At 59.9% G+C, this 17,762-nt stretch carries 15 protein-coding genes and 1 pseudogene; 2 read left to right on the top strand and 14 right to left on the bottom strand.

Features of this window, described 5'->3' with window-relative positions; genetic code table 11:
- Nucleotides 1-3 precede the first annotated feature (3 nt).
- The gene (locus tag ALO43_RS01280; RefSeq protein ID WP_005889288.1) at nucleotides 4-663 is read right to left on the bottom strand and encodes a Pr6Pr family membrane protein; all 660 of its coding nucleotides are present in this window, start codon (nucleotides 661-663) and stop codon (nucleotides 4-6) included.
- Nucleotides 664-718: 55 nt separating this feature from the next.
- Nucleotides 719-946 carry a VF530 family protein gene (locus ALO43_RS01275; protein ID WP_004658220.1) on the bottom strand — a complete coding sequence of 76 codons (228 nt, stop codon included), beginning with the start codon at nucleotides 944-946 and terminating at the stop codon, nucleotides 719-721.
- A 456-nt stretch (nucleotides 947-1,402) separates the two neighbouring features.
- Here ALO43_RS01275 and ALO43_RS01270 point away from each other — a divergent pair, with 456 nt between their 5' ends.
- Entirely contained in the window at nucleotides 1,403-3,814 is a 2,412-nt protein-coding gene (locus tag ALO43_RS01270) for a glucose/quinate/shikimate family membrane-bound PQQ-dependent dehydrogenase (RefSeq protein ID WP_053480748.1), read from the top strand.
- A gap of 214 nt (nucleotides 3,815-4,028) precedes the next feature.
- Here ALO43_RS01270 and ALO43_RS01265 read toward each other — a convergent pair whose 3' ends face one another.
- The 8 genes from ALO43_RS01265 to ALO43_RS01230 all read right to left on the bottom strand — a co-directional run bounded on the left by ALO43_RS01265 (nucleotide 4,029) and on the right by ALO43_RS01230 (nucleotide 11,807).
- Nucleotides 4,029-5,225, bottom strand: coding sequence for an ABC transporter substrate-binding protein (locus ALO43_RS01265; protein WP_053931468.1), 1,197 nt, complete (start codon nucleotides 5,223-5,225; stop codon nucleotides 4,029-4,031).
- On the bottom strand, nucleotides 5,222-6,229 hold the full coding sequence (locus tag ALO43_RS01260; RefSeq protein WP_054996987.1) for a CobW family GTP-binding protein: 1,008 nt from the start codon (nucleotides 6,227-6,229) through the stop codon (nucleotides 5,222-5,224). Before ALO43_RS01260 ends, ALO43_RS01265 begins: the two co-directional genes overlap by 4 nt.
- Complete coding sequence (locus ALO43_RS01255) at nucleotides 6,226-6,525, bottom strand: hypothetical protein (protein WP_005889279.1); 300 nt, start codon at nucleotides 6,523-6,525, stop codon at nucleotides 6,226-6,228. Before ALO43_RS01255 ends, ALO43_RS01260 begins: the two co-directional genes overlap by 4 nt.
- Nucleotides 6,526-6,547: 22 nt before the next feature.
- On the bottom strand, nucleotides 6,548-7,297 hold the full coding sequence (locus ALO43_RS01250) for an SDR family NAD(P)-dependent oxidoreductase (protein WP_024690243.1): 750 nt from the start codon (nucleotides 7,295-7,297) through the stop codon (nucleotides 6,548-6,550).
- Between the two features lie 31 nt (nucleotides 7,298-7,328).
- Nucleotides 7,329-8,090, bottom strand: a complete 762-nt coding sequence (locus ALO43_RS01245; RefSeq protein ID WP_024671672.1) for an SDR family NAD(P)-dependent oxidoreductase — start codon at nucleotides 8,088-8,090, stop codon at nucleotides 7,329-7,331.
- An 11-nt stretch (nucleotides 8,091-8,101) separates the two neighbouring features.
- Complete coding sequence (locus ALO43_RS01240; protein ID WP_005889276.1) at nucleotides 8,102-9,442, bottom strand: MFS transporter; 1,341 nt, start codon at nucleotides 9,440-9,442, stop codon at nucleotides 8,102-8,104.
- Between the two features lie 27 nt (nucleotides 9,443-9,469).
- Nucleotides 9,470-10,351, bottom strand: a complete 882-nt coding sequence (locus tag ALO43_RS01235) for a polysaccharide deacetylase family protein (protein WP_002554892.1) — start codon at nucleotides 10,349-10,351, stop codon at nucleotides 9,470-9,472.
- A gap of 82 nt (nucleotides 10,352-10,433) precedes the next feature.
- Nucleotides 10,434-11,807: an amidase gene (locus ALO43_RS01230; RefSeq protein WP_053480749.1), complete on the bottom strand. Its 1,374-nt coding sequence runs from the start codon at nucleotides 11,805-11,807 to the stop codon at nucleotides 10,434-10,436.
- Between the two features lie 344 nt (nucleotides 11,808-12,151).
- Between ALO43_RS01230 and ALO43_RS01225 the strand changes: the two are divergent.
- Nucleotides 12,152-13,127 (top strand): annotated as a pseudogene (locus tag ALO43_RS01225) (GntR family transcriptional regulator).
- A 161-nt stretch (nucleotides 13,128-13,288) separates the two neighbouring features.
- Here ALO43_RS01225 and ALO43_RS01220 read toward each other — a convergent pair.
- Genes ALO43_RS01220 through ALO43_RS01205 form a run of 4 tightly spaced genes read right to left on the bottom strand, consistent with a single transcriptional unit; the run spans nucleotide 13,289 to nucleotide 17,603 of the window.
- Nucleotides 13,289-13,711 (bottom strand): group I truncated hemoglobin, encoded by a 423-nt coding sequence (locus ALO43_RS01220; protein WP_053931470.1) that lies wholly within the window; start codon nucleotides 13,709-13,711, stop codon nucleotides 13,289-13,291.
- The gene (locus tag ALO43_RS01215) at nucleotides 13,711-14,574 is read right to left on the bottom strand and encodes a DUF3034 family protein (RefSeq protein WP_042932162.1); all 864 of its coding nucleotides are present in this window, start codon (nucleotides 14,572-14,574) and stop codon (nucleotides 13,711-13,713) included. Before ALO43_RS01215 ends, ALO43_RS01220 begins: the two co-directional genes overlap by 1 nt.
- A 3-nt stretch (nucleotides 14,575-14,577) precedes the next feature.
- Nucleotides 14,578-16,932, bottom strand: coding sequence for a bifunctional diguanylate cyclase/phosphodiesterase (locus ALO43_RS01210; protein WP_005889269.1), 2,355 nt, complete (start codon nucleotides 16,930-16,932; stop codon nucleotides 14,578-14,580).
- Nucleotides 16,929-17,603 (bottom strand): methylamine utilization protein, encoded by a 675-nt coding sequence (locus ALO43_RS01205; protein ID WP_054996986.1) that lies wholly within the window; start codon nucleotides 17,601-17,603, stop codon nucleotides 16,929-16,931. The genes ALO43_RS01210 and ALO43_RS01205 overlap by 4 nt, the downstream gene beginning before the upstream one ends.
- Between the last annotated feature and the right edge of the window lie 159 nt (nucleotides 17,604-17,762).

Here is a 17,762-nt window from a genome sequence, read left to right as displayed (position 1 = left end):
GACTCACCCCTTGCGACGAGCCGCCCATGTGTCGACCGCCAGCAACAGCAGCGCAATCAACACGAACCCCAGCAGCACGCCCAATGCATTAACGAACGCTTTAAGAAAGCCGAGAGTGCCGACGTCAATGAACGGGTACATATAGTCGCCAATCATGTTGCCGCGCAGCAGCACGTAGGCGAAATACACCACCGGGTAAATCGCCCACAGCGCAACATGGCCCGGACGTAAATGCCCCTTGGGCACATACATCCACCAGTACACTACAAATGCCAGCGGCATGACGTCGTGCAGCAACTCGTCGGTGACCCACTGCCAGCCCTGCGGGTGCCACAAGTGGCGCAACAGGATGTTGTAGGCGATGCCGACCAGCGCAATGCTCACTGCGATACCTGCACACACGACCGGATGGCGAAAAAACCGATGCCCCGCCGATTGCCGCCCGGTCAGTGCGCAACTGAGTGCGACCGCTACAAGGGTGTTGGTGAGCACTGTGAAAAAACTGAAAAACCTTACCAGCCCGCCCAACAGACTGGCATGGTCGGCATAGCGCCCCATGAAGATCAGATAAAGCTGGATGACCAGCCCCGACCATCCCAGACAGGCCGCAACCAGAGCGTAATAGCGCTGTCCCTGCGCGGTGTGCGGGTGTTCGCTGTGCATCGATCTGTTTCCTTGAGTGCCAGCTTCCCTGCCGAACGTGTAGGGCTGAAGCGCTTTACCAGCCTTTGCCGCGATGCAGCTTCACATAAAGCGCCTCGACCTTTTCTCGTGCCCAGGGAGTCTTGCGCAGGAACGTGAGGCTGGACTTGATGCTCGGGTCGCTCTTGAAGCAGCGAATGTCGATTCGCTCGGCAAGGCCGGACCATTCGTAGTGCTCGACCAGAGCCCTGAGAATCTGCTCCAGCGTGACGCCGTGGAGCGGATCGGAATTGGGTGTCGTCATGATGAACCTTGCAACGGATGAGTAGAGAACCGACGCCGAATAGATCGCTGGCAGGCGCCGGGGTTCAGCAAAGTCGGCCATTGTAAGCGCCGCGCTTTGATAAAACACATCCGCCTTAATGCACTGTTGCGAGGCCCGCAATGATCCATGTCATGTTTAAAGCTTTTCGAGAAATCGTTAGGGCCCTATCATTGCCGGTTTAGGGATTGAAGATCCTTTCTTTCAGAGACTTCTTCCAGAGATTGCTGCGGATAAACGCAGATGCACGAACTCGGACAGCGGTGGTCTACGACTCAATGACCATCGCAGGTTGAGCGCACAAGCGCATTCTGCTCGACGGTTGAATTCAACTGTCAGTGATTCGTCTCATTAAGCAGCTTCAAGGAATGGCGCCAGGGTAGGCGATGCACACGAAAACAAGACACCAATCACTTACTTCTCGCGGAGATTCGCATTATGAGCACTGACGGTGCTTCAAACAGAAATCGCCTGTTACCGACCCTGCTCGGGCTGGTGATCCTGCTGATGGGGCTGGCGTTGCTAGTCGGCGGCGTCCGCCTGCTGCAACTGGACGGCTCTCTTTACTACCTGCTGGCGGGCGTCGGTTTTGCCGTCACCGGCGTGTTGTTGCTCACCGGACGCGCGGCCGCGCTCGGGCTTTACGCGCTGCTGTTGTTCGCAAGTACCGTATGGTCGCTGTGGGAAGTCGGTCTGGACTGGTGGCAACTGGTGCCGCGTCTGGCGTTGTGGTTCGCACTCGGTATTGTCTTGCTGCTGCCCTGGTTCCGCCGTCCGCTGCTGCTCAACGGCCCGGCGCGCATGGGCACGGGTGCATTGAGTATCGCTGTGGTGCTGGCCGGTCTGACCGCGCTGGCCAGCCAGTTTACCAATCCTGGACGTATCGAAGGCCAACTGGACCGCGAAACTGCTGGCACCACCAATACCGCTCCGGCTATGCCCGACGGCGATTGGCAGTCGTATGGCCGTACGGCTTTCGGCGATCGCTATTCGCCACTGACGCAGATTACCCCGGAAAACGTGAACAAGCTGGAGCCGGCCTGGACTTATCGCACAGGCGATATTCCTGGCCCGAATGACCCAGGTGAAACCACAGCCGAGAACACCCCGCTGAAAGTCAACGGCATGCTCTACGTGTGTACGCCGCACAGCCAGGTGATCGCCCTTGATCCGGATTCAGGCAAGGAAATCTGGCGCTTCGATCCGAAGCTCAGCACTCAGAACGCAGCCAACTTCAAAGGCTGGGCACACATGACCTGCCGTGGCGTTTCCTACCACGACGATGCAGCGTATGCCGCCAGCGCTCCGGCACAAAACCCGGCAGCCGATAGCACGGCCACGGCAAGCGCTTGCCCACGCAGAATCTTTCTGCCGACGGCCGACACCCGTCTGATCGCCCTGAACGCCGACACCGGCAAGATGTGCGAAGACTTCGGCAACAAAGGCTCGGTTGATCTGACGGCCAACATGGGCACGTTCGCACCTGGCGGTTACTACTCCACATCGCCACCGGCAGTAACCAAAGACCTGGTGATCATCGGTGGTCACGTCACTGACAACGTGTCGATCGACGAGCCGTCCGGCGTGATCCGTGCCTACGACGTCCACACCGGTCGTCTGGTCTGGAACTGGGACAGTGGCAACCCGGAAGAAACCGCTCCGATTGCCGAAGGCAAGATCTACACCCGCAACTCGCCGAACATGTGGTCCATGTTCAGCGTCGATGAAAAACTCGGCCTGATCTACCTGCCGATGGGCAACCAGACGCCAGACCAGTGGGGCGGTGATCGTACGCCGGAGTCCGAGAAGTACAGCGCTGGTCTGGTTGCACTGGACATCGCTACCGGTCGCGTTCGTTGGGACTTCCAGTTCACCCACCATGACCTGTGGGACATGGATGTGGGCGGTCAACCGACCCTGCTGGACATGAAAACCGCCGATGGCGTGAAGCCAGCGGTATTGGCATCGACCAAGCAGGGCAGCATTTACGTTCTGGACCGCAGCACCGGCAAGCCAATCGTGCCGATCAACGAAGTGCCGGTCCCGCAAGGCGCTGTTGCAGGCGACCACACCTCGCCGACCCAACCGAAGTCCGACCTCAACTTCATGCCGCCGCCGCTCAAAGAGCGCGACATGTGGGGCGTGACTCCGTTTGACCAGATGATGTGCCGGATCGACTTCAAGTCGCTGCGCTACGACGGCCCGTTCACGCCGCCATCGTTGCAGGGCTCGATCGTTTATCCGGGTAACTTCGGTGTGTTCGACTGGGGCGGCATTGCAGTCGATCCGGTTCGCCAGATCGCCTTCGTCAACCCGAACTACATGGCGTTCCGATCCAAACTTGTACCTTCCGCAGAAGTTGAAGGCGGCCCGGGTCGCAAGAGCGAAACCGAAGGCGTGCAACCGAACAAAGGCGCGCCATACGGCGTGATCCTCGAAGCGCTGCTGTCGCCTATGGGCCTGCCCTGCCAGGCACCGGCGTGGGGTTATCTCGCGGCAGTCGACCTGACCACCCATAAAACCATCTGGAAGCACAAAAACGGCACTGTACGCGACAGCTCGCCGATTCCACTTCCGCTGACCATGGGTGTTCCAAGCCTGGGAGGCCCGTTCATGACCGCCAGCGGCCTGGCATTCATGAGCGCTACGCTTGACCAGTATCTGCGCGCCTACGACGTACGCAATGGCAAGCAGCTGTGGGAAGCCCGTCTGCCAGCAGGCGCGCAAACCACCCCGATGACCTACACCGGCAAGGACGGCGAGCAGTACGTACTGGTCGTGGCTGGCGGTCATGGTTCGCTGGGCACCAAGCAAGGTGACTACGTGATGGCGTTCAAACTGCCGAAGTAAGGTGGTGTTGAAGTAAATGAAAGGCGGCTACCGAGAGGTAGCCGCCTTTTTTTGTCGCCATTGAAACCTGGACCTCAGTTGCGTTTGCTATCGGACAAGACGTGGGAGCATTCGCACGATAGTGTTTTGCAGATCATCTATCGGCCCAACGCACCATTGCAGCAACGCTGTTCCGGACGCTCTGCGTGCGCTCTTGAGGGGTCTCGATCAGTACCTACCGCGCTTTCGCGCTGCTCTTGCCGCCTGCACGCAGGATGTCGCCCCAGCGGCGCACCAGGTAGTTGTGCTCGTTCATGACCGAGTTCCACACGGCGATGTGGCCCATGCGTTCTTCGTACGAGCCGCCGTCGCGAATTTCTCCAGCGTCGATCAGGGGCAGACCGTCGCTGCCAAGCAGTTGTTCGCGGGCAGGCAGGCCGGCGTACCAGTAATCCCATTCTGCCGCGCTTAGGTGGTCGCGACTGCGCGCCGGGTTGCCGATGTAGTAGCCCTGTCGCGCCATCACCGCTCCCGGCCAGCCGGACAGCCACCAGTTGAGGTAGGCGTAGGCCGCATCCAGCACCGGGCCCTTGGCGTGACGTGACAGCGACAAACCGCCAAACCAGCCCCGATAGCCTTCTTTGGGCACCGCTACACGGTACTTCACACCCGCACGGTGGAGCCTGACGAGTGTCGGCGACCATAAGCTCTGAATGTCTATGGTCGGGCTGAGCATAAGTTCGGCGGCTTCTTCGTCGTCCGACCAGAACGCGCCGAAATGCCCTTGCTGCTGTTTGCGCACCAGCACGTCGGCCAGCAGATCGATCTCTTCGATACTCATGTTGCCGATGTCGTTGAATGTCGCCAGTCCTGCGCCCTGCACCGCCAGCGCGGCATCCAGCGCGCCGATGGCCGCATCGCTCTGCAATGCAATCCGGCCACCCCACGCTGGGTCCAGCAACCAGCCCCAGCTTTCGTCCGCAGAACTCAGGCCGTCCGGCAATCGCTCGGGGCGGTAGGCAAAACTGTCCGCGTTGTGGGTCAACGGCAACATGCTGATGCGCTCGGTGACGCCACTGCCCAAGCTGCCATCATGTTGCACGAACAAACGCTCGCTGGGCACGCTGCCACTGCCCGGCTGATCGGTCGGCCGCAAGCGACCACGCTTGGGCAAATCGTTGATTTCATGCCACAGCGCAATACGCCGCGTATCAATGGGCTGGATGGCCCGCGCCGGCCAGACGAAGTCGACGTTATGAAACCACTGATCGTAAAGGTCGTAGCTGTCCGGCTGCATGACCGCAATACGTTGCGCAGTCTGCACATCATGAATCTGGTAAGTCAGCCTGATGCCGAGATCCTGCTCGGCACGCTCGCGCAGGGACTCGAGCAAGGTCACTGACGTGCCAAGCACACGCAGGGTAATGGTCATGCAACTGACTCGCTTGGCAGTGGCGCGAAGCTATGGGAGAAGACGTCAAACGAGCGACGCAGCAAGTCCGGGTCCAGCCCGCGCAGGATAAAAACCAGCCGCGACGTACAATCGTCACCGGGCCACGCGGCAAGATGCACCGGCGCATGCAAGCAATGCTGCACACCATGAATCACGATGGGACCCTGGTTATCATTCACGTTCAGCAGCCCTTTGACACGCAGGATTCGCTCGCCGTGGCATCTTAACAGCATCGACAACCACACCCCGAAACCGACCCAGTCCAGCGGGCGATCGAAGGTCAGGCAACACACCTGCGCGTCCCCGTGCCGTGCTGACGTCGACTCGACACGGTGCAATTGCCAGCGCGTCACCTCGATGGCAGGTTCGGCGCTGCGAACGCCTTCGCCGAGCAATAGCTGATCACCACTGTGGATCTGCGCGGTATCCAGCAACGGTGCAGAAAAATTGAGCGCCTGCAGACGGCCGCGCAACGCGTCGAGTGCGGGCTTGTCTACCAGATCGGTCTTGCTCAGCAACAGCCGGTCCGCCGCCGCTACCTGGGCCAGCCACTCCGGGTGCAGACGCTCTTGCAACTCGGCGTGGCAGGCATCCACCAGCGTAACGATCAAGCCGATGTGAAAGCGCCCGCGCAACTGCGGATCGTTGCTCAGGGTTGTGAGAATGGGGGCCGGGTCGGCGAGGCCCGTAGTCTCCAGAATTACCCGCCGGAATGCCGGAATGTCTCCGCGATTGCGGCGATCCAGCAAGCTCAGCAATGCGTCTTTCAGCTCACCCCGAACGGTGCAGCAGACACAACCGCTGGGCAGCAGCACGGTATCCGGCGCGACCTCTTCGACCAGCAGGTGATCAATGCCGACATCACCGAACTCGTTGATCAGCAGCGCGGTGTCGCCCATGCTCTCATCGGCCAGCAGACGCTTGAGCAAGGTGGTCTTGCCGCTGCCGAGAAAACCGGTAATCACATTCAGGGCAATGCTCATGATGACCTCTGCAAATGCTCGAGCAGGCTGGGGTCCAGCGGATCCAGTGGCCGACCGATCAACAATTCGGCCTTCTGCCACAGCTGCTCCAGACCGGTCGCCAGCTCCTGCTTGCCGGTGGCCCCCAGCAACAGATAGGAAACGCCCTGAAAGTCTTCGACCTTCAAACGAAACGGCGCAACCACTTTGTTGATCGCGGCAATACGCCGAAAGCGTTCACGGCGCCGAGGCAGCTCGGTCGCCAGCGGATCGCTCCAGTGCACATCTTCGCCCAGCAGGCCGCACAGTCCACACATCAGTTGCTCTCCAGCAGTTTGCTCATGGCATGACGTCGCCGGAATTGGGCCCAAGCGTCTGGCCGACGAAAAGATTACCGCCTGGTTCGCTGGCCAGCAGCACAGCGACCGGCGCGACCTCTTCGGCCAGACCGAAACGGCCCAGCGGCAGTTCGGCGGCCTTGGCGGTTTTCCAGGCACTGCTGATACCCGCGACCAGGGGCGTTTCGATAGGACCGGGCGCGATGGCGTTGACCAGCACGTTATCTTTGGCGACTTCCAGCGCCAGCGATTTGCTGAAACCGATCACCCCGGCCTTGGCGGCGGCGTAGTGGGTCAGTTCGGCCCCGCCCTTGATACCCAGTTGCGAGGCTACGTTGATGATGCGTCCCCATCGCTGCGCGATCATGTGTGGCAAAGCACGCTGGCTGGCCACGAATACGCTGGTCAGGTCAATGCGCAGCATGTCGTTCCACATGTCTATGCTCAGGTCGACGCAGCGTGCCTGGGTGAGCATGCCGGCGTTATTGACCAGAATATCGATGCCGCCGAAATGCTTGACGCAGGCATCGACGCTGGCCTGCGCGCCCTCGACACTGCCCACGTCGGCGACGCATTCATGCACCTGCGCGCCAAGCTCGCGGCACTGCGCGGCGACCCTTTCCAGGCTATCGGCGTCTCTATCGCCCAGCACCAGCCGCGCACCTTCCGTCGCATATGCACGGGCTATGGCTGCACCTATGCCACTGCCTGCACCCGTGATCACTGCGCGTTTTTGTTTGAGTTGTTGCATGGGTCGGGTTCCTCGGTTGAGTTTGCGCGATCTACTCCGGCCAGCGCACGGTCAGGCCGCCGTCGATCACGATGCTTTGCCCGGTCAGGTAACTGGCTTCGTCACTGCACAGAAAACGCACCAGCGAAGCCACCTCGTCAGCACGGCCAACACGGCCCAGCGGGATGGCCTTGGCCGCCTTCGCCAGCCCTTCAGGGCCTAGCGAGTTCTGGCTGTCCAGCGACTGCGGCGTCTCGATCAGGCCTGGAATTACGGCATTGCAGCGAATGCCTTTGGGTGCCAGTTCCACCGCCAGCGACCGGCACAGCCCTGGCACGCCAGCTTTGGCGGCGGCGTAATGGGAATGGTCCTGCCAGCCGTAGACGCCCCCGGCAATCGAAGAAATCGCCACCAGCGCCCCGCCCTCGCCCATATGCCGGACAGCAGCGCGAAAGGTGCGCATTACGCCGGTCAGGTCTACGTCGAGCATCGCGTTCCAGCGCTCGTCAGTCATTTCCAGTAACGGCGCGCGACGTAGCAACCCGGCATTGGCCACCGCGTAGTCAAGCCGACCAAACGCTTTGACTGCCTGCGCGGCCAGATCGTCGACGGACTCGGTGAAGGTTACATCCAGCGGCAGCATCAGGCATTCGCCGCCCGCCGCCTCCACCAACTGACGCGTGTGCTCCGGGTCGTGCGGGTCAGCCGGGTAGTACCCGCCTGCCACCGCAACACCCTGCCTGGCAAAGGCCACTGCCAGTGCCTGGCCGATGCCGCTGGCGGCACCGGTTATCACTGCAACTTTACGAACCATGTGCTTGCTCCTTATTTCACTGTTTCAGGCCGCACATGTTTGGCGGCAAACATCAACGCACCCGACAGGAAGCATGGCACTGCGCCGAAGTACAAGGCCGAGGTCTGCCAGTCACCGCCTGCGCTCAGTACCGATGTGGCACCGAAACCCGCAACCACAGCGCCGAGCGGGCCCATGGCATGGATGATTGCGCCGCCGGTAGCCCGAATGCTGGTTGGAAAACTTTCACTGATGAAAAACAGCGCTGCCGAGTAAGGGCCGATCAGAAAGAACAGGCCGAGGCTGTACAGACCGACGACTGTTACCATGTTGCTAGGCCCATACAGCATGCCGGCGAACGCCAGACCACCGAGCATCCAGCCAAGGCCGATGACGTTACGACGGCCGATTCGGTCGCCCATCCAGCCGTGGCACAGGTAACCGCAGTAGCCCACCAGGTTGGACAGCACCAGAATGATCAGCGAGTTTTCGAACGAGATGTGGTGAACGCTGACGATTACCGTCGTGCCCAGCACGCTGAACACCTGAATCGCCGCCCAGTTGAGCAGGATCGCCGCCCCGATCACCAGGGTGGCACGACGCGAAGAACCCCGGAAAGCGGCACCAATACCCGCCTTGCTGTGTTCGTCGTAGTCGACGCCGTAGGTTTGTGCAACGGCTTGCGCCTGGCTCACATCACCTTTCTTGCGCAGTTGAGTGATGCGTTGGTGGATCTGGAATTGCGGGCTTTCCTTGAGCTTGCGCGCCAGGATCGCAATGATGATGGCCGGAATAGCGGCGAATACGAAGCAGCCCTGCCAGCCGATGATCGGCAGCAAAACGGCTGTAAGCCCCGCCGCGATCAACGCACCGACCGGCCAGCCACCCTGCACCAGGCTGTAGATAAAGCCGCGACGTTTGGCCAGACGCGGATCATCGGAGGCCGCATAGATTTCGCTGAGGTAGGTCGCGTTGACTGTTTCTTCCGCATACCCCAGACCGCCCAGCGAGCGGATCAGGATCAGCGGCGATTTGCCCCACGCCCCACCGATAGCCGTGAGCGCCGAGCAGATTGCCGAACCGCTCACGGTGAAAATGATACCCACGCGCCGTCCCAGGCGATCTACCAGCGGACCGATGGCCAGCGCCACTACCGCCGTGCCGACCGCGACCAGCGTCGCGATTTCGGCCTGCTCCACTTCACTCCAGCCGAAATGCCGACCGATTTCCGGCAACAGCGTGCCAAACAGAATGAAGTCGTATACCGCAAACACCCACGCGAAAAACGCAATCCATGTGGCGAACCGTACTTGGTCAGGAGTCAGTTGCTCAGGCTTCCAGCCGTTCAGGTCAAGCTTATTGTATATGGACATGAGTGACGCCTCGGACAGGGCAATGAATCAGCGGGTACGGGGATTGCGACGCACGAAGTCGTCGGCAATCTCGTCGAACGTTACGAACTTGACGCCAGCATGGCTTTGAATGTGCTCGATCAAGCGCTCCAGCATCAGCAGCACTTGCGGGCGACCAGACACGTCCGGGTGAATGGTCATGGTGAAAACGGCGTGTTCGTGCTCGCGATAGACCCAGTCGAACTGGTCGCGCCACATTTCTTCCAGGTGCCGCGGGTTGACGAAGCCGTGGCTGTTGGGTGCTTTCTTGATGAACATCATTGGCGGCAGGTCATCCAGATACCAGTTGGCCGGGATCTCTACCAGATCGGTTTCTTCGCCACGCACCAGCGGTTTCATCCAGGTATCCGGGTGCTGGCTGTAGTCGATCTTGGTCCACTTGTCGCCGACGCGAACGTAGTACGGATGAAAGTCGTTGTGCATCAGACTGTGGTCGTACTTGATGCCTTTCTTGAGCAACAGCTCGTTGGTCACGTTGCTGAATTCCCACCACGGCGCGACATAGCCAGTGGGACGCTTGCCGGTCATCTGCGTGATCAGATCGATGGATTTGTCGAGAACGATCTCTTCCTGTTCCGGGGTCATGGCGATCGGGTTTTCATGGCTGTAACCATGCACGCCGATTTCATGCCCGGCGTCGGCCACGGCTTTCATCTGCTCGGGGAAAGTCTCCATCGAGTGCCCGGGAATGAACCAGGTAGTGCGCAGGCCATACCGTTCGAACAGTTTGAGCAGGCGTGGCGCGCCCACTTCGCCAGCGAACAGCCCGCGCGAGATATCGTCAGGTGAATCCTCACCGCCATACGAGCCGAGCCAGCCTGCGACTGCATCGACATCCACACCAAACGCACACAGAATTTCTTTGGCCATCTTGGTTCTCCCGCTGGTTTATCAGAGCGGCATCACGGCAGTTCGCGCGCGTGCCGGTTTGCAAGGGTTCAACGGCATCAGTTCACACGGAGTTGAGCAACGCCTCGACCGCCAGTGCGGCGCGCAGCAGACGCGCGTCCTCCCCGGCCGGAGCACTGAGCAACAGACCGGTGGGCAAGCCCGCCGCATCGACGCCGCTGGGCAGCGATACGCCTGGCATGTTCAGCAGGCTGCCGGACATGGTCAGGCGCAGCGTGGCCAGGTTGGTTTGCACGAACAACTCGTCGTCGGCCAACAAGGGCGCCAGCGGCGGAGCAACATGGGCGACGCTTGGGGTAAGCAACAGCGCACCATCGAGTTCGGCGGCCAGCTGCTCCTGCAATTGCTCACGCGCGTTATACAAATTGACCAGCAGACTGGCCGGCATATGCCGCGCAGCTTCCAGGCGCTTGCGGACCCTTGGGTCAAGCTGGTCTGCGGCGTCGCTGTCCAGCAACGGCTGATGCAGCGCAAAAGCCTCTGCAGCGCCCAGCCAGCCGTGCTGCCGGATCAACAGCAAGGTGGCCTGAAACGCCTGGCAGGGCCGCACTTCAATCAACGCCCCGCCGGCATGCAGGATGTCGATGGCACGCAGCAGATTGTCACGCACCGCGGGCTCGACCCGTTCGTCATCCAGCACGGCCTTGTCGACCAGAAATCGCTGGCTGGCAAGGCTGCGCGGTATCAGCGAAGAAGGTTTGCTGCGCGCACAAAGCAGGTCATCGATGACCAGTGCATCGCGCACACTGCGGGTCAACGGGCCGATGCTGTCCAGCGTCAGAGCAAGCGGAAACACGCCGTCGCGACTGTAACGGCGGCTGGTGCTGCGAAACCCCACCAAGCCATTGAACGCAGCAGGAACACGAATCGAACCTGCGGTGTCGGTGCCCATCGCAATCGGCACGATCCCGGCAGCCACCGCGACCGCTGAACCCGAGGAAGACCCGCCCGGGATGCGCGGCGTGCTGTCGCTCAGCGGGTTGATCGGTGTGCCGAAATGGGGATTCAAGCCCAAACCGGAATAGGCGAACTCGCTCAGGTTGGTCTTGCCCAGGCTGACCATCCCCGATCGTGCCAGCAGGCCGACACTCGGGGCGTCCAGCAACGCCGGTGACAGGTTATTGCGTACGGCTGCACCAGCAGTGGTCACGCTGCCGGCCACATCGAAGAGGTCTTTCCAGGCGATCGGCACACCGTCAAACGGGCTCAATGGCTGCCCCTGCTTCCAGCGGGCGGCAGAAGCCTCGGCTTCGCGGCGCGCGCGGTCGACACTCATGGAAATGAACACGTTATCGACCTGCGTTGCCTGCTGCAGCGCCATGTCCAGAACCCGCAGGGGATCACTGCGACCCTTGGCGAAATCCTCTGCCATTGCACAGGCATCCTGGCGAATCGTGGCACTCCCGGTATCGATCATAAAGCCGCACCTTGAAAATGTACTTATTCATAAAATGTACATTTATTAGAGGCAGGTTTCGTGCCAATCTGTGCGGTAACAGGCCTTCGCGGCGGGACTTTAGCCCTCCATCGAGCTGGAACGCGCGTGCTAGAACCTCTCCTTGCTGGCAGCTGTGCTGTTTGGAACCGGACTTGCAGGCGGATCAAACGGTCATAAAGAAATAATGTATCTTTTACAAAAGGTACATTTCAGTGCAAAAAAGTAACGGTGGCCCCATGAGCGAGCATCAGGACGTAGCCCAAGGTGACAACGATGCATCTGTGCGAGAATCGTCCGTCAGCCGCCAGAAGTGTAAGAAAGCAATGTCAGAAGAGGACCCGCGCACCGCATCGCGCTACGCCATGATCCGTGAAGTACTGCGTAACGCCATTGTTTCGACTGGTATTGCTTGAAGCACCGCTGGCGGAGCTGTTCGGCACCAGCCGGGTGCCGGTGCGCAAGGCGCTCAACCTGCTGCATGAAGAAGAGCTGATCAGCCGTTTCGATGGCCGAGGCTATCTGGTCAATCCGCAAAGCGAGCACGTCGAGCCGTTGCGGCTGAGCCTGAGCCACAAGCAGTTCGGTCTGGACAGCACTGAAGAGCTGGTCGATACCCGCCCGCTTGGCGAGCGCATTCATGATGAGATTGGCGCGGCGCTGTCAGCCTGTATTGCGTTTGGTCATTACCGTCTGGATGAACAGAGTGCCGCGCAGCATTACGGCGTCAGCCGCGCCGTGGTGCGTGAGGCTCTGATGCGTTTGCGTGATCGTGGTCTGGTGGAAAAGGAGCCCTACTCGCAATGGCTGGCAGGACCGCTGACTGCACGGGAAATCACCGAAGACTACGAGCTGCGCGCGTGTCTTGAGCCCGAGGCCTTGCGCCAGACTGCGCCGCAGCTGAGTCGCGAAACCCTGGAAGCGATGCTGGCCAGAGTCATACGGGCTCAGAACACAGAGCTCTGCAGCCTCGAAGAGATCGAGCGCCTCGAGGATGATTTGCATCAGCAATGCCTGGCGGGCCTGCAAAACCGCAAGATCGCAACCCTGATCAGTCAGGCGCAGAGCCCGATGATCGTCAACCGGATTTTTTACCGCTTGCTGGACATCGGCGCAGACGAAGCGATGCTGGCCGAACACAGACTGATCATCGAGCTATTGCTGCACGGCGCTTTCGACGCAGCGGCGTTGAACCTCAGGGAACACCTGCAACGCGCCCGGCAACGTATGCTCCAGCGCTTGAAAGTGCTCTCGGTGTTACCGGAACAGGAAGTGCCGGAGTATTTGACGCGGCTGAGTTGAGGCGAGGCTGGAGACTATCGTCCCCGCGCTCCAGCGTGGTGATGCCGTTCTGGACGCTCTGCGTCCGATCCTGAATGTGCGGCGTGCCGTCGAATTGTGACGCAGAGCTTCACTGACTGCGTACCAACGAACTGATTCGAGAGGCATGCCACTAAGCCATGTTACTTATCGAGGACCTCGCCGCGCATCGGTGCCAGCCGGGCGATCAGGCGGTTCTGGGCGGGGACCGGGACATTTTCGGTGTCCATCGCCGCGATCAGGTTCTCGACCAGCGCGTTGAAGTCGCTGGGGGTGAGGCTCTGCCCCTTGTGCGCCTCGGCCATGCTGTCACCCGAGTAATGGCACGGACCGCCCGCCTCGACACAGAACTGTTCGACCAGCTTGTCGCGCAAGCGCACAATGTTGACCTTCTTGAAGTGCCCGACAATGCGCTCATCCTTGGCAATGTTAAGCAGCATACCTTCAACAATGCGCTGGATGCCGGCACGCTGACCCAGATCCTGATAGAGGCTGTCATCCTTGGGCGGTTGCTGGGCGCACCCTGCCAGTACCGTCAACATCAGGCAAATCAGCAGGCGCTTCATCAGAAACTCCCCTGCACGGACAAATACGTGCCGTTCTGGTTTTCCAGCGTGGCGATTTCGCCCAGGTGGGCGTAGGCCAGCACAACCGATAGATGCTTGTTGGGGAAATACCCGACAAACAAATCGGCCCAATCGGTTTCACCTGCAATTGACAGGTTATCCGGCTTCTCACGGTACTCGACGCCCATCGCCCAACGAGGGTTGAACAAGACGGCGACGGAGCCCTCCTTAAGTACGCTGCGACTGTCACGCCGATCACCGCCGAAGCCCAGCAGACCCATTTCATTGGCGCGGCTGTAACGCAGACCACCGTTGACCACCACGTTGTAGCCAAATGCGGCACCCATGAACAACCGACTGGCCGTCAGGTAACCGTCGACATCAGAATCGCGCTGAGCGCCCGCCAGTCTTGGGATCAGAAAATTAGTCTGATGCTTGTACTGCAACCCCAAAGACACCTGCGGCAGGCTGTCATAGATCAAGTCACCAAACAGCCGCAGCTTGACCCCGAACACGTCCTGGCTGAGGTTATCGTCAGGCAGGCGCAGTGAGCGCTGCAGGGTGCTGATGTCGAAGCGCTGATGCGCGTAGGAAAACTCGACCCTGTTGCCGTAGCCGACAGCCAGGCCCGCCACATCCAGGTGGTAGTCGGGCAGATCGACATGCGTGGCAAAGGCCGTTGCGCCCCACTCGCCTTGCTCACTGTAGCCAGCGATAACCGCCCAGGGCGTGATACCACCGCCCGCGCTGCCTTCGATGCTTGATGCACCGCCCGTTGCGATCAGGCGCCCGTTGTCAGCCAGCGCAAACGGCGCAACAGCTCCCAGAACACAGCCCAGCACTAACGGAATTCTATAGGACATAATTCAGTTCACCTTGAAGCCAGGTGCTCCCTCGGACTGGGTCATCCACGCCTCAAAGGCGACAGCCGTCAACGGACGGCTGATCAAATACCCCTGCGCCGTGTCACAGTGCCAGCGCCGGAGCAGGTCCAGGCTGTGCTGATATTCAACGCCTTCGGCCACGACCTTGAGCCCCAGGTTGTGGCTCATTTCAATGGTCGCTCGCACGATAACTGCATCTTCACTGGTTTCATCCAGGTCGCGAACGAAGGATTGGTCGATTTTCAATTCCTGCACCGGCAGCCGTTTCAAATGCGCCAGCGATGAATAGCCGGTGCCGAAGTCATCGATTGACAGACTGATGCCACAGTCACGCAGGCGGTGCAGAACGATCAGCGCTTTTTCCGGCTCGCTCATGACGGCGCTTTCGGTGATCTCGAATACCAGCTGCTCTGCAGGTACACCATATTGCTTGATCAAGCGCACGACATAGCCAGCCAGATCGCCGCTTAACAAGTCATCTGCGGAAATATTGACCGAGACCTGCAATATCAGCCCACGCTGGCGCCAGTCGGCCAGCTGCCGAAATGCTTCTTCGATGACCCAGTCGGTCAGCAGATGAATACTGCCGGTACGCTCGGCCAGCACAATGAATTCAGCAGGCGAGACATTGCCGAAGCGCGGGTGCATCCATCGCAGCAAGGCTTCGGCCTGACGTACATAGCCCTGACGGATGTCCAGCTTGGGCTGATAGTGCAGCGTCAGTTCGCCGCGCTGAGGGGCTTTGCGCAAGTCACGGATAAGGCAGATCTGGCGCTGGTGAGCAAGGTCGCGACCGTCCTCATAGATTTGCAGACGACCTGGCAGCAAGGCTGCGTCCTTGCGTGCAATCGCCGCACGATTCAACAGCTCCTGGGCTGAACCGCCATGCTCGGGATAAACCGTGATGCCGATGCAGCATTCAAGGGTGAGCTCTTGATTATCGATGCGCAGCGGTTTGTTGATCAGGCGTTGTGCGGCGTCGGCCATACCCACGGCGCCATCACTGGCAGTGTTGTCCAGCAGCAAGAGAAATTCATTAGCGCTCAACCGGGCAAGCGTATCACCGGACCGCACAATGCCCTGCAGGCGCAAGGCAACCTGACGCAACAATTGCTCGACGCCCTCTGCATCAGCGCTTTCGTTGATCGTCGTCAGGTTCTCGATACTGAGATACAACAAGGCAAACTGACGCTGGACTGCAATCAGACTACCTACTCGCTCGATGACCAGTGCGCGGTTGGGCAGCCCGGTCAGGTTGTCGTGCAACGCGTTGTGCGCCAACTGTCCCTCACGCATGGCAATGCCGTGCTGCATGGTGTTGATCGCGTCGGCAAGCATGCCCAGTTCGTCGCTACGGGCCATGTTAACCGGCGTCTCGTAGTCACCGTCACCAATGCGCTTGGCAGCAATGGCCAGCGCACGCACTGGCAACGAGACGCTTCGGGCCAGCGCCAGCGTACCGATCAACGACGCCAGTACAGCGGCCATGGATATCCAGAAAATCTTTTCATCCAGCGGTGCAAAGGCCTGAAAGGCCTTGTCCAGAGGGCTTTGCAACAGTGCGATAACTTGTCCGTCGCCAGCATTTCCGGTGTTGGCAAGCATCAGGGTCTGACTGAGGAAGTTCAGATTCGCCTGTTCGGTGATACGCATCTGTCCGCCAGAGGAGCTTCTCATCAACTCGACCAACCCCTCATGCAGTGCGGGTGGCTGAGTACTGATCAAGTTGCCCGACTTACCGTTCTCTACAGCAAGAAAAGAGACTTCCAGACCGCTGAGCGAGCGCAGCTCTTCGGCAATGTTGCTGTCGATGGCAAAACCCATGACCACCCGACCGATCGGCAGGGGGGCCAGCACGGTACTTTCAACCAGCAGATGAGGTATACCGCCACCGGGAATAATAAGTACTGACTGACCAGCGCGCTTGGCGTTGCGTAGCGCCTGGTCGTAAATGAATATGGAGCCTTCAGGCACTTCAGCCACGGTGCTCGCACGGACGATACCGTCCATGCTCAGCAAAAACATCTCACTGGCATTGATCCGCTTGCCGTGGTTCATCAATACCGATCGAATGGTCGATGCATCAGAGCTGGCCACCGCATCGCGAAAACCGAAATCGGTCGCCAGCAACTGCACGCCGTCACGTAACCGCTTGCCGCGCAGGTCCATCAAGCGTTCAAACACACGACTACCAACTTCCAGCTGCGCCTGGGCCTGAGTGCGCACAGCATCCCCGGTGGCCAACTTGACCGCGAGAAAGACGGCGCACACGACGATCATCAACAGGGCAATCAGAACCCCGGCGATACGCGCCTGAAAGCTGATTTTAAGCTTCATTCATGGGCGGCCTTGTGAAAGGCTTCGCCGAACCCACCGGGCGCGGGTTTGGCGGGTTTGTCATCGGGACTCACCTCGACATTCAGCTTGAATTGCTGAACCAGGCCCGTCGCGGGCACGTCGAACTCGTCGCCTGACACCGGCTGCATGTCTTCGATCTTCGGGTGCCAGAGCGTGGCGGCATAATGACCGGCGGGCAGTTGGTCCAGCTTCAACAGGCCATTGCTGTCAGTAACGCCGAACCATGGCTCGTCGGTCACGTAGATATAGCCAACCATCCAGTCATGAATGTTGCAGCCGAGCACTACTACGCCAGGCTTGTCGAACAACAGCGGAGCTGAAGGGGTGCCTTCATAAAGACGCAATTCAAAGCGCTTGGCCGGAGAAAACGAATAAACCTGATGGCGAATGTTATCGCTATTGGGAAATTTGACTTGAGTACCCGAGTGAACGGCCAGTACGTGAGGTGCAAACTCCTGCTCACGCTGATCCATCGCGGCCTGAAGCGCTACCGGTGCAGTGCCGGCTGGCCCCTGCAGAGTCACCACCGCATCCGCGAGAGGTTTGCCCTGACTGTCGATTACTTGCGCCGTAAAGGTAGCGGCCGATGCCGTCACAGCTGATGCCATCCATAATCCGGCCAGCAGCGCTGAAAAAAATCCGTTGGTCATACCTGATTCAACCCAAAGCGGCAGTGCCGCGACTAAATAAGCCAGCGCCGTACAGAGCTGACTGCCTCCATGCCACGAGATGTCGGTTTTAATTGCCCCTTTACAGACTATCGACCGAAACTATTGAAACCTGAGGATCGCTGCCCCATCTAAGAGCCA

It is taken from the genome of Pseudomonas tremae (assembly GCF_001401155.1).
GTDB lineage: Bacteria > Pseudomonadota > Gammaproteobacteria > Pseudomonadales > Pseudomonadaceae > Aquipseudomonas > Aquipseudomonas tremae.
The sequence above is the reverse complement of the archived record's forward strand: the minus strand, read 5'-3'. Positions and strand labels throughout refer to the sequence as shown.